This is a genomic window from Prolixibacter bellariivorans ATCC BAA-1284 (assembly GCF_000621705.1).
Lineage (GTDB): Bacteria > Bacteroidota > Bacteroidia > Bacteroidales > Prolixibacteraceae > Prolixibacter > Prolixibacter bellariivorans.
Genome location: NZ_JHXO01000015.1, coordinates 21,649 through 35,473, shown reverse-complemented (window position 1 = coordinate 35,473; position 13,825 = coordinate 21,649). Strand labels below are relative to the sequence as shown.

The window sequence follows — 13,825 nt, the reverse complement described above, 5'->3', positions numbered from 1 at the left end:
TACACTGTAAAATGGTCATGTTAAAAAATTACCCACAGCTCTTTCCAAAGGTCCCGGCCCAAAACGAAAAACTGGAAGAGGCTGCCGAGCCAACCATGGAAAAGCCCCAACGCCCAGAGGTTTCGCCAGTTAAAATAGGCCCAAATGAATAGCAGCTCCATCAGGAAGGCAAAGCCCATCAGCGGTAAGCTCGGATAATGGACAAACGCAAACAGCAGCGACGTCCACAGCATCACCTGTGAGTTGCGCAACCGGAGTGATGTAATGGCGCGCAAATTTCCGGCTACCAACGAAATCATCATGAACTGCTGAATGATGCCCCACAACGGGTAAATAACCAGTACCGGGATGAAGCGCCAATTGAGGAAGTAGGCATTCACGTAAAAGCCGTATCCAACAATAAGGACCAATATTCCCAACGCATAGGGCAACAGAAACAGAAACGTTCGTTTGAAATTCTCCTTCCGGATCCCCCACTGACTAAGAATTGTTGGATTTTCGCGATAGCGGAACCAGATGTACACACCCCAAAACAGAATGGCAGCCGTGATGTAAAACAGTCGCAGCCCGAGCCAGTCCATCATCACATATTTCAATGCTCCGGTGAGAATCACGGCCAGTATTTCGAACCATCTGCGCTTATCGGTTGTCTCCATCTCAGGCGTTATGTATTCGTTTTTCGCTCCCTTACGGGATAGTAATTTAGGTACTTACAAGATAGCACAACAAATGAGCAATGAGCAGTGAGAAATGAACAATTTCCCGAAGTGCATTTCTCATTTTTATTTTCTACCTGTTCATTGAATTATCCCAGTTTCAGAATACCTGCAATGCCGTCCAGCTTCATACGAACCAGGTTCTCCTCCTACGGGCAATCCATTTTTGTTATCTCGAAAATTGTCTTGTTCACGACAATTGGTTGGTTACGAATTATATGTCAATGGAAACAGCAACAGAAGGTAAAAGTTTACAATTTCAAAATGTATGCTGTTAATGCATGTCTGTAGCAATGGGCGTTGTAACAGGAAGATTATTGATCACGATGGTAGCCGAATTGCTGGGAACATCGCCACAATAGTTCGTCACAACGCATCGGTAAGTTCCCGCATCTGTTGCCAGCACATTGTTCACCGAAAGTACATTGGTCTGGCTACCGGAAACATTACCACCATCTGTTAAATCTGTTCCGTCTTTCTGCCACTGATAAGTAAACGGGCCGGTACCCGTCACGGCTACGCTCAATTGTATGTCGGAGCCAACACACTCGGTCTGACTAACCGGCTGTGTGGTAAACGTTGCCGGCATCTTAATGACGAGAGCTACAGTATCCCTACTGCTACAACCGTTACCTGACGTCACTTTCACCCAATAATCTCCCGAGAATAGTGCAGAGATGCTCTGAGCTACCGCACCGGTTGACCACAGGTAAGATGAGCCCGCATTGCCGGCATCCAATATTTCTGATCCACAAACAGTCCGATCAACACCCAAATCAACCACGGGCGAACTGTTCACCGTGATGGAAAAAGGATTCGATTCCAAACCGAAGCCACAACTGTTATGTCCCTGAACAGTAATGGTTGCTGTACCGGTAAAGGTATTATCCCACTGCACCGTGGCTGATGTCGTATTTCCGGTAATGGTTCCCGCTGATGCTGGACTCAACGTCCAGACATATTCGGTAGCATTGGCATCGGCTGCACCGGGCGTCGTGTATACCTCTGTTCCGCCAAACTGGCATAAGGTATTATTCCCGGAAGGCTGTCCCGCTTTTCCTGGCAACGGATTCACCACCACGTCGATCGGATCGGACCATTCACTCAAACAACCGTTGGCATCGCGGGTTTGCACCGAATAAGACCCCGATTCCGTCACATTAACGCTCTGCGTGGTTGCTCCATTTGACCAAAAATAGAATGTAGCACTGGCTGACGAGCTAAGTGTTACACTTTCTCCTTCACAAAAAGTTGTCGGTCCGGATGGCGTCACCGTAGGCTTCGGCTGGTCCGGGAAAGCATCTACTGTAGCCGTTGTGCCGAAATCATTCGCAACACAACCGTTGGCATCCTGCAACATGGTTACCGAATAGCTACCTGTGTTGGATGTCGTGAACTCGTATGGATTGACTGATGTGCTTCCCGAAAATGAATTAACTCCATCGGTGTAGGTGTAATTCCACGGCCCGGTTCCGGTAAAGACAATGGACAAATCAGCGCTGGTACGCGGACAAATCAAATCGGTACCAACGATATTGGCTGTGGGGCGTGGCAACACAGTAACCGTTTGTGTCGCGGAATTGGAACACCCGGAAGCCGAATTAATAAAGGTGTACGTAATTTCATGTGTCCCTGCCCCCGCTGCGGAAGGCGAAAAAACGGCAGTTCCATCGCCGTTATCCGAAATTCCCGGGCCGGAAAAACTTTGTACATCGTTCTTCGGGGAACCAGTCAGCGTCAAATCGGCATCATTGGCACAGTACTGAGTTCCCAAACCCGTGAATGAAACACTTTGCAGCGAATTCGCAAATGTAAGAGCAGTGTTGTCCGAAGTTACCGGAACAGTTGAGACAATACTTCCTGCCGTCGTGGTTCCGGTCGTTCCGCCGTTACCCTTATCATCCCATTGCGAACCGTTCCATGAGGTTACCTTCTGGTTGGCTAAATCGGAAATACAACAACTGTTAGTATCCCAGTACAAGGTTGCATTCACATCCGAGCTTCCGGCCGACCGGTCCAACGTCCAGTATTCACATCGGTTAATATAGGTAATGGACGGTGCATGCAACGTCGTATCATATGCTGCGCTCGGACTTACGTTAAAATATTGTGCCGTGAATTCATCGGTGGTATTTGCCGGTGCTGCGATGGATATGGGCTTGTACAGTTCGCTGTTACCTACCGGGAAAGTGAATGCCTGGTTACCGATTTTACGTAAAGGTCCATCAACAAAACTGGCTTGAGATGCTCCGGTTATTGATCCGCCGTTTTCGATGGTGAGCAGACTGGCCGATGTGGTTTCCACAATTCCCTGAGTTAGCGTCAGCGTACCGAACATACTTACGTTGCCGTCCAGAATTACCTGAGGGCTGGTCACCTTCGAGTTATCGATGGTAATATTCTGATACGTGAATTCATCGGTACCACCGCCTATGTTTTTCGGCAAGTTCTGTATATACGACTGCCCATTCAGTACCAGCGTCGAATTGTCATTACACGTCAGTATACCATATTCCGATGCTCCCCGATCAAAATTGCCAGCCAGCCAGAGTGAGGCGTTGTTATTGAGTTCCGTTACGACTTGATCGGAACCAGCGGCATCAAACACGATATTCCGGGTAACCGTCGTTCTCGCGTCATCATTAGCTTTCAACAGTATCTGAGGTCCCCCGCTGTTCTGCATGTTCAAATCGTTCCCGATGGTCATCAGGGAGGTATTTCCCGAATTTACCTCCACCGGATTCACCGAACCGGCCGACGAAATAATATTGACATCATTGTCCACGTTTAATTGAGAATTGTCTGATAGGTTCACCTGGAAAAGTTGATCGCCACCGGCCCGCGTCATATTGAAATCGCGCGTTACGTTGATAATACCTCCACCCGGCAAATTGACTGTTCCGGCGTAGTTTTCACCATTGTTGGTTAATTCCAGATTGCCATTGACGTTCAAAGTCCCTCCGTTTACCGTCAGGCTGGTATTGCTACCGGATACATCGGTATACAGATTGGCACAGGCCTCATTATCGGTCACCGTGATGTTGTGCCCCTTGATATGAACATTATTTGAAAGCGTGGGAATAGTTCCGGCCACCGGGCCGTTTTCTGTATGGGACCAATTGTTCACATCATTCCAGTTTCCATCACCAATGGCCCAGTAATCCAGATTGCTGACATTGTTCACGCAAAGCGAAAAGGTTCCGGAGGTAGTCCGGTCGTCCACCCCTATCCAGTATTTATGCCCAGGCGTTAGGGTATCAATCTGCAGGCTCAGTGTTCCTCCAAAGTAATTAGCCGATGAAATGCATCCAACTTCGTTATGGTTTTGATTAACGACAACAATTTCCTGACCTCGCATCGAACCCAAGCCTCCGGTTCCTGTGGACACATCTACCTGCAGAGTGTCAAAAATAGCTTCGAAGGAGAACCACACATTAGCATGGCTCGGATTGACCCAACAGGTTCCGATATCTTCGCCTTCGGTAGCATACCGGTTCGTATAAGCTGCATTCGTGGAACACCAGTGATCGAGCTGCGTCAGGTTCACGGCTCCCTGCTGGAAATCGTATCCCACTTTATTATTCACATACAGCGTAAATGTACCGTGCGTGGTCCGGTCGTCAACAGAGATGTAGTAAGTATGACCTGGCGTCAGCGTATCGATGGTCGCAGACAGCGAACCTGAATAGTAGTTATCAGCGTTTGCACATTGCACTTGCTGTCCTGCTTCATTCCAAATCGCAATCTGCTGCCCCCGCATCGATCCAAAACTATTCCCGGTCAATGCTCTCACATCAATCTCGCCGGAAATAGCTACAAACCTGAACCAGACATTGTTGCCAGCCCCACCAGTCCAGCAACTGCCGCCTGTTTCATCCGGGGTCGCGTAAGTATTCGAATATGCCTGCAACGGAGATGTCCAGTTGTCGAGGTCATACAGCCAAATGGCTCCTTGCTTGAAATCATAACTGGGCGTATCGTCCACTCCGATGGTAAACGAGCCGTGTGTAGTCCGGTCATCCACCGAAATCCAGTAAGTATTCCCAATCGTTAGTGTATCCGTACTCAATGATAATTCGCCACTGTAATAATTCGCTGAATTAGCACACTTCACCTCGTCACCGTTCGCATTCCACAAGGCAATTTGCTGTCCGCGCATCGAACCATGAACCCCGCCTGTCGTTACATCCACGTTGATGGAATTGGTGGTAGCGGTGAATTTAAACCACACGTTGTTGCCTACCCCGCCGGTCCAGCAGGATGGAGTATTCTCATCGGGCGTATCATACGTATTAGCATATTCAGCATTAGCCGACGACCAGTTACTCAAATTAGTCAGTTCAACGGCTCCTTTTTTATAATCGTAATCCACCTGATTGCTAATACAAACAGAGAACGAACCATGTGTCGTCCGGTCGTCCACCGACACCCAGTACGTGTGTCCTGCGGTCAGTGTATCTGTACTCAGTGAAAGGGTCCCGGAATAATAGTTATTACTATTGGCACACTTCACCAAATCGCCTGCCTCGTTCCATACGGCTATCTGTTGACCACGCATGGAGCCATTGCTCCCTCCGGTTTTTACATCAAAGGTTAGATCTGTGGTCGTAGCTGTAAATTTAAACCAGACATTGTTCCCCACTCCTCCGGTCCAACAGGGAGGCGTGTTTCCATCGGAGGTGGCATAGCGGTTCGTATAAATGGCCGGAGAAGAGCAGAATGAACTGATATGCGACAAGGTTTTAGCCCCAGCCTGATAGTCGTATCCTGCCTTGTTATTCACGCAAAGTGAGAATGAACCATGCGTAGTCCGGTCATCCACTGAAATGTAATACGTATGTCCCGGTATCAGTGTATCAGCGGTCAACGTCAGTGTTCCGGAATAGTAATTGGCTGCATCCGCGCAACCAACCTGATCTCCGGCTTCGTTCCACAGGGCAATCTGCTGACCACGCATCGAGCCCAGAGCTCCTCCGGTTTTCACGTCCACCTGGATTTCACCGGAGATAGCCACCAGTTTAAACCACACATTATTCCCTACTCCACCGGTCCAGCAATCGCCGGGCAATTCATCAGGCGTAGCGTAGGTGTTGTCGAATTCCGCATCCGAAGAGCACCAATGATCCAAATCGAGCAGCAATTTCGCCCCGCTTTTCAGGTCATACGGAACCTTATTGTCCAACTCCAGTGTGAACGAACCATGCGTAGTCCGGTCATCCACCGAAATCCAGTAATATTTTCCAACCGTCAGCGTATCGGCACTCAGCGTCAGTTTTCCGCTGTAATAGTTGTTCGCATTGATACAGGCTACCTGCTCATTGTTTTCGTTCCATAGAGCGATTTGCTGGCCCCGCATGGATCCATTGGATCCCCCGGTGAGCACACTGGCAGCAATAGAAGGCGTCGCCGCTTCGAATTTGAACCAAACGTTATTGCCCACGCCTCCTGTCCAGCAACTTCCAGCCTGTTCATCCGGAGTAGCATAGGTATTATCGTATTCGGCATCTGCCGAGGACCAATCGGTCTGATCGATCAAATATTTCGCCCCTATTTTATAGTCATAATCCACCTGATTATCCACTGCCAGGGTAAATGTTCCGTGTGTTGTGCGATCATCCACCGACAACCAGTAAGTATGTCCTGCCGTCAGGGTATCGGTTTGCAGTGATAACGTACCGGCGTAATAATTGGCAGCGTTGGAGCATTTTACCAGTTCACCCGTTTCATTCCACAAAGCAATCTGTTGTCCCCGCATGCTACCGTAGCTTCCACCGGTAATTACATCCGCTTTCACCACATTACTGACCGCTTCGAATTTGAACCACACATTGTTTCCAACTGCGCCGGTCCAGCAGGGAGGAACGTCCCCGTCGGGTGTCATATACTCATTGGAATACGCTGCATTTGCTGACTGGTAATTATCGATGTTATCAATCGTTTTGGCTCCATCATGGTAATCGTAGCTAATGGAGTCATCCACACACAATTTAAATGTGCCGTGAGTTGTGCGGTCATCCACCGAAATGTAATAGGTATGGCCAGCCGTCAGGGTATCGACACTCAGAGAAAGTGTGCCCGAAAAATAGTTGGCTGCCTGTACATCCTTCACCAAATCGCCCGCTTCATTCCAAAGAGCAATCTGCTGTCCGCGCATCGAACCGGCTGGTGTGCCCGTCTCCACATTGATTAACACGCCATTGGAAAGCGCGTTAAACTTAAACCACAAGTTATTCCCCACGTCTCCGGTCCAATTGGGTTCGGAGTTTCCATCGGGTGTAGCATAGGTATTATCAAATTCAGCATCCGTCGAACAATAGCCGTTTATATCAGAGATATCGAAGGCACCCGACTGATAATCGTTAGACGCTATATTTTCAATACAAAGAGAGAACGTCCCGTGTGTAGTGCGATCGTCAACCGAAATGTAATAGGTATGGCCGGCTGTCAATGTATCGATGCTTAAGGGTAACGTATTCCCAAAATAGTTCGCCGCCTCAATACATTTCACCAAAACACCTGCCTCATTCCATAAGGCTATTTGCTGTCCGCGCATGGAGCCATAACTTCCACCGGTTTTTACATTCACCGTTACGGCATTGGTGGTCGCTTTAAATTTAAACCAGACATTGTTTCCCGGACCTCCCGACCAACAACCTGGAGCACCTCCGTCAGCCGTAGCTCCAACATTGGTATATTGCGCATCAAGCGAGCACCAGTTGTTCAGATCGGTAAGCCAGATAGCCCCAGCCTGCTGGTCGAAGTTTCTCACATCGGTATAAAGGGTATCGGAGTTCTCGCAGGAATTGATATCGCTGTAGGTATAAATAATCCTATGGGAACCCAATCCGGCTGCAGCCGGGTCGAACTGATCTGCTGAAATACCATCGCCGGTAAATGTACCGCCGGCTGGATTTCCCGTTAGGGTAACCGGACTATCGGTGATTTGGTAAACCGAATCGAGGCCCGTAAAGCTGACTGTCGGCAAAGGATTCATATTCACCGCCAGGGAAACGGTATCACCTTTTGTACAGCCATTGTCTTCTACCACCTGCACCTTTCCGGGACCAGACGTATTTCCCCAATCGACCGTGATGCTGTTGGTATTGGTACCACTCACCTGCGTACCTCCCGTTACAAACCACTGGTAGGTGGAACCGGATGTATTGACAACGGAATAGGTGACTCCGGTTGTTCCCTCGCAAACATCAGAATTCCCGGTAATAGCCGAAGTAACCGGAATCGGGCAGCAACTGATGGACGCATCCCAACCGTTATTCACCAGCGTTCCGTCGGAAATAAACTGAAATGTGAGTGCAGAATCGGTCGATTCGACGGAAAAAGCCAGACCTGTACCAGTATATTTGCCGATGACGGTCGAAAGTGTATCCATACCATCGAAAATCTTCAGGGTGTCGCCACCTTCACTGCGTAAATCGAGGGAAATAAAATTAAATTTAATTCGATAGCCTATGGGAGCGTGGAATGTGACAACCGAACGTTCGTTGTTACTGTATGAACCGGTATTGAAACCACTATCGTAGAAATTTCCCGAACAGGTGGCAATGGTATCACCATTGACTGCGTCGATAGTATAGGTTTGTGCAGCCAGCTGATTACCAAGTAGACTGATGAGGAGGAAAAGAAATACCGCAGCAGGCAACGATGTTTGATTCCTGAACAAATGATTCACTGAGGGGGCAGGTTTTAAAAATTCGTTCAATAATACTGTTAAATAACGAGAATAGAAAAAAAAGATTGTATAGCTACACATGTTTATAAAAAGGTCGTAAATGAAGGATACCAGATGAGAGAGGAAAGAGGTTTCAGGTTATGGAAGAGGTTTCTGTTGTTACTGTTGTTGACAAAGTTTTAAATGTGTTAACACTGTATCATCCGCAACCGAAGCTCCCTGTAGGCTAGCCATACATCGTGACCGGGCGAAACCAAAACCACAAATCCGCTAAGGTCAATGCCCTTTCTGTCATAAAATCATACTACTTTGAACCATTCTAAACAATAATTACTAAATTGAACGCCTGAAAGACGAACAGATGGAAATGATTTGACACTTAACACCAGTCGCCCGGTGACAAAATCCGGAACATGGCGTTTGCACACGGCTGGTCCGGACATAGTGCTACATAAATCTGTTATACACATCTGGTGGTAGATTATTATTTGGGGAAGCATAGCATTTTAGAATTGGACGAACTAATACAGAGCATATGGCAATTTACATCATCATTAGCGTAATATTGGTTGTCGTTACGGGATTCTTCTTCGCCTTCCCATCCCCTAAAAAGACGTACACACAACATATGGCCGGAGCCGAGGAACAGACGGGACCATCAGTCAATCGTTACCACGAATTACGAAAAATGGCCATACGAGTAACTCCGGAGCTGGTTGAAGCCAAAAACACGGGACGAGGAACGTACGTGTATGGTATTGTCATGGATTGGGATGCAGGTGATGGTATGTTGACAGTAGCTTCGTATCAATCAGGCGATGCCAGTTTGTATTTAAGTTCAGGTGGCGGCATTATCAGTGGTGGACAACACCGAAAGGTTCGAAGAGCCGTCCTTCCCTTTGTCAGGCACGGACAACTCTATTTTAGACGAGGAAAAAAAACGGAGACGACCTTGCTTCCGGACAAGGATTGTGTAGGCTTTTACTTCCTGACCAACAAGGGAACCTACTATGCCCAGGAGGAACTGAAAAATATTGAATACGGAGATTCACAATGGCGTAAACTCTTCGACGAAGGCAATAAAGTACTGACACGGTTACGCCAAATCACCGGGAAAAAGGACTAAAACTGAAACCACGCCCGCTTTTACTCCAAACCTAACGTGATCTCACCCAAAACCGAACCTGGGCGGACAATAGAGCACCCTTGTTTTTAGGTGAAACCTGCAGTGATTTTGCGATACCTATTCCTCCACCCCTTTTATCGGTGTGCCGTAAACAAAACAATGAAAAGGGAAACATCTTCATGGGCTGGGATATGTAGCGAATGATCACAATCAGTGTGCAGAACCACTGACAGTGAGTATGCTTAGTCAACTGTGACCGTTTTGTAGTCTCCTTTGCTGTGCCCCTTGTGTTTCCTGGCTTGTTTTGCGAAATAATGACACGCAAGATTCCATTGAAATATACGAGCACCTGTTTTTTCACCATAATCGACCTATGCTTTAGGCATCTAAGTAGTCTTTATCCATCAATTTTTTGTAGATTTATGTTTGCAGGCGTGAACAATAGTTCAAAATAATTTTATTGTCTTCACGTTCTATTAATGCTAACTAAACCTAACCTTCCTTCATTATGAGTGAAATCGTATGCACACAATGCAACAATCCCATTGAACCCTCCGATAAATTCTGTCCTCACTGCGGTTCTCCTATTCCGTCAGATAAACAACAATCTGCTTCTTCATCAACGAAAACCATTTCGTCGTCGGGGAATTACTCAGGCACCATGGTTAAAGGGAAAGGTGCAGGAACACGAAAGAAAATCAGGAACACAATGATTATAATCGGTTTAATCGGAACAATTGCACTGATTATATGGATTAAAACCGATCCGAACGCCAAAGAGAAACTTGGTAATATTTTATTCGGATTTACCGTAATGGCCATTTTTGGCGCTCTTATCTGGCGAAAAAGCAAGAAGGGGTTAATAAAGTCAACAAAGCAAAGACAAGCCGATTTTGACTATGATGACGATTACGGTAATGATGGTATTGACGACCATGACGACTAAATGGATCTGTAATAATTAGTGCTATGCCTTTCTGTCCAAACTGTGGAAATGAAAATCCTGCGGGCACCCGCTTTTGTAGCAAATGCGGAACCGAACAGGTTGCAATAAAAGCCAATTGCCCCAATTGCGGAAGACTGTTAGCGGAAAATGAGAAATTCTGCTCCGGTTGCGGGGCACCCCTTTCTGCCCGACCAGCAGGAAACGAAGCCAAAACAGAAAAACCGGAACCCGGGGAAAAGGAGGGCAAGTATACCAAAGAGGGCAGAAAAATTATCGATGCGGGGCCCAAACCAAATCCATCCAAAGCGAATAGAACAATTCCTCCACCATCGGTCACACCACCTCATCAAAAGAAAAAACGGGGTTGCCTGGGAAAAGGCATGCTTATTCTATTGGTTTTACTGGTGGTAGGCATGGTTATTATCTGGAATCTTCCGGATGACGAAAAGCCAGAACGACTGACCAACACCAATATTCCCGGCATTGTTGATATTGAACCGGGTGATGTCAGTCATCTTCCTGAAAACCGGAAGAAGGAGGCAAATAAATCCGTGCAACTTAAAACCAAAGACCTTTTAGTCGAAACGCTTGTCAATACCGATACGTCAGAAGTGACAATAAAAGCTACCGATGACATTAGCGTCATACTCCCCATTGCATTATTGCCGAAGGAAGAAAAATTGGTTGTGAAAGAACTCAAACCGGTTCAGCTGCCGAATGGACAAAAATCGGATATCGCTATAGATGTTAGCCTGGGGAACCTACACCAGTTTGATGATTTTATTGAAATTCTGGTGACTCCGCCTGCTAATTTTTCGTCGCAGGATGACATCCAGTGCTTGTCTATGTCGGGGGAAGATAAAACCTGGCAACCGGTAATGGCATTTTACGAACCTGAAATCAATAAAGTAAGAATCGTTACCGACCACTTATCTCCTTTCGAAATTAATGTAATTAAGTACAATGGAACGAACCTGATTATTGATCCCATGTACACGGTGGCTACCGAAACATACCAATATTTCAGAACCATTGCTTCACACGACGCCGTATCGATACTCGAAGGGTACAATGCCGAACGGGTTAGCAAAACATTAAACAAAGACTACCATATATTAAGTTGGAATACGGTAATGGATGTCTACGGGCTAGCGGGTACGGGTCTCTCTTTTATGGAAAATGGAGTAGGAATGAGCGGCCTTTCTAAAATTGGCGAAGCTGCCGGAAATATAGGGATAGGATTATCAGTTATTCAGATAGCGCTCGATGCATACAATGGTAAAGTTGAAGCGGCCCAGGTAGGCATTTATAAAACTTTTTTAAATACGATCGTTTCGAAAGGGTTTAATACCCGTGCTATGAACCTGGCACTGATAGGAGTATTTGCCATCGACTATTCGTTAACCACTTTTGCCAATGAAGCCTGGGCAGGAAGAAAAGCCCTTTACGAAACCATTTGGGACAATTATCAGAAAAGACAAAGGAAAAAGAATAGAAATCTCTATTGGTGGAAAAAGCAAATAGTGACTGGAATGAAGAAAGCCAATGATCCTTCCAAATTTGAATCGGTTGTTGAAGGTATTATAGCGAAATATATTGCTGATTTCTGGGACGATGAAACAGAAATAGCCCTCATCCAGTCTGAAGTCGGCCCGATATTTTCAGCGGGTGGAGGCTTGAATAAGAAAATGAAAGATGAGCTTTCTGCCGATTTCAGGTTGCAAATATTACAATACACACAGGCCTTATTACAGAGTTTGCAAAAGCAATACATATACAAAGCCAGAAAAGAACTTAGCCTGCAGCGTGCTGCACTTGCAAAAGAACTCAACCGCGAGCGCCTGTTAAGTTGCGAAGTAGCTTTGGATAAAGATGAAAAACCAGATAAATACGAACAGTTTAAAGTAGCGTTTGATGTTGCCGGAAAAGAGATGATAAAAATGTGGCAGGGAGTATTGAATAAAGATGCAAAAATGGATTTTTACTGCACGGCTGCCGGATACATTGGAGCCGGAGCTCCTGTTAACGCTACGCTGTTTATCCCGGATGAAGTGGAGGATGGAAAATTTGAGAAAATTAAAGCAGCTGTAAAACTCAAACCTGCGGGAAAGGTAACGCATGTAATATTTAACACCATTGTTGATTTTCCTTACGGCCAGTGGCGGGTGATGATTAGGCCACAGGGCACCGTAAATGGCGACGCCCAACAGGTCAGTTCAAAAGCTAAAGCCGAAGATGTCATCCAAAAGGGCATATCTTCTTATCTGAAAAACCCGTCGTTTGCCAAAAATACAGCCGGTTTTACAAATCTGGGCGATGATGGACTTATTGAATTTCTAAAAAAGGGAGACTTCAGTTATAAAAGAAAAGGCGACTTATTCACTGTAACAAGAACCGGACAGGGGTTTCAATTAAATTTTGTAATCAAACTAACCGACGAGTCGCATTTTATTGGAAAGATGTTTGCCTACTCCCCTTCCGGTCAATATTTCTGGGTCAACATACAAGACGTAAAAGGAACCAAAATCAACTAAATAACTAAACTATGGCCTACTGTTCAAATTGTGGAAATGAAATAAAAGCCGGAGCAGTTTTTTGTGGGAACTGCGGAACTCCGGTTGTGCAACAAACTGCTGCACCGGTAGCACAAACCCCTGCCGGGCAAGTAACTTTCGATGTCGTTAACCGCGAGCGTTTAAACATGGTGAAGGTTGATCTGGTAAATGCATCGTTTCGATACGAAGCCGGCGCCATGCATTACATGCAGGGCAACCTGGAACTGGAATCGAATGTCCCCAGCGTAGGGAAAATGTTCAAATCGATGGTTACCAAAGAGAAAATCATCAAACCGGTCATCTCCGGAACCGGCACGGTGTTTCTTCAACCATCCTTCGGCGAATTTACCATTCTCGACCTGCAAAACGACGAGTGGATACTGGACCAGGGCGCCTACTATGCTTCCGAGATAAATGTAGAAATTGGCGCTTATACCAACCGGGCTATCAGTGCCATGTTCTCGGGCGAAAAGTGGATTCAAACGGTGGTCGCCGGAACAGGAAAAGTCATCATTACATCGGCCGGTCCGCTCGAAGAAATTACATTGAACAACGACAAACTGGTGGTTGACGGACGTTTTGCCGTTGCACGAACATCAGGCATCGATTTGAAAGTAACCAAAGCATCCCGCGGGATTTTCTCTACGGTACTTTCCGGCGAAGGCCTGGTGAATTCTTTTACCGGAACCGGAAAAGTCCTGATTGCCCCGGTTGACAACTATTTCAATACGTTAATCAGTGTCGTGCGGAATATTGACTATAAAATCCAAAACCTAAGTAAAAACTAAAAAC

Annotated in this window: 6 protein-coding genes; 4 read left to right on the top strand and 2 right to left on the bottom strand. The window is 46.4% G+C overall.

Annotated features, from left to right (window positions below):
• Positions 1-20 precede the first annotated feature (20 nt).
• Positions 21-656: a type II CAAX prenyl endopeptidase Rce1 family protein gene (locus T426_RS0118840; protein WP_234406902.1), complete on the bottom strand. Its 636-nt coding sequence runs from the start codon at positions 654-656 to the stop codon at positions 21-23.
• 334 nt (positions 657-990) lie between these two features.
• Positions 991-8,406 carry an immunoglobulin domain-containing protein gene (locus T426_RS24300; RefSeq protein ID WP_036985146.1) on the bottom strand — a complete coding sequence of 2,472 codons (7,416 nt, stop codon included), beginning with the start codon at positions 8,404-8,406 and terminating at the stop codon, positions 991-993.
• Positions 8,407-8,941: 535 nt separating this feature from the next.
• Between T426_RS24300 and T426_RS0118830 the strand changes: the two genes are divergently transcribed.
• The 4 genes from T426_RS0118830 to T426_RS24295 all read left to right on the top strand — a co-directional run bounded on the left by T426_RS0118830 (position 8,942) and on the right by T426_RS24295 (position 13,821).
• Positions 8,942-9,532: a hypothetical protein gene (locus T426_RS0118830; protein ID WP_025866264.1), complete on the top strand. Its 591-nt coding sequence runs from the start codon at positions 8,942-8,944 to the stop codon at positions 9,530-9,532.
• A 508-nt stretch (positions 9,533-10,040) separates the two neighbouring features.
• Positions 10,041-10,478, top strand: a complete 438-nt coding sequence (locus T426_RS0118820; RefSeq protein WP_027586116.1) for a zinc ribbon domain-containing protein — start codon at positions 10,041-10,043, stop codon at positions 10,476-10,478.
• A 23-nt stretch (positions 10,479-10,501) separates the two neighbouring features.
• Entirely contained in the window at positions 10,502-13,012 is a 2,511-nt protein-coding gene (locus T426_RS0118815; RefSeq protein ID WP_025866155.1) for a zinc ribbon domain-containing protein, read from the top strand.
• A gap of 11 nt (positions 13,013-13,023) precedes the next feature.
• Entirely contained in the window at positions 13,024-13,821 is a 798-nt protein-coding gene (locus T426_RS24295) for an AIM24 family protein (RefSeq protein ID WP_025866154.1), read from the top strand.
• The last annotated feature ends 4 nt before the right edge of the window (positions 13,822-13,825 follow it).

Coding starts and splice junctions, on each gene's coding strand:
- T426_RS0118840 (WP_234406902.1), bottom strand. CDS start 656: ATGGAGACAACCGATAAGCGCAGATGGTTCGAAATACTGGCCGTGATT.
- T426_RS0118830 (WP_025866264.1), top strand. CDS start 8,942: ATGGCAATTTACATCATCATTAGCGTAATATTGGTTGTCGTTACGGGA.
- T426_RS0118820 (WP_027586116.1), top strand. CDS start 10,041: ATGAGTGAAATCGTATGCACACAATGCAACAATCCCATTGAACCCTCC.
- T426_RS0118815 (WP_025866155.1), top strand. CDS start 10,502: ATGCCTTTCTGTCCAAACTGTGGAAATGAAAATCCTGCGGGCACCCGC.
- T426_RS24295 (WP_025866154.1), top strand. CDS start 13,024: ATGGCCTACTGTTCAAATTGTGGAAATGAAATAAAAGCCGGAGCAGTT.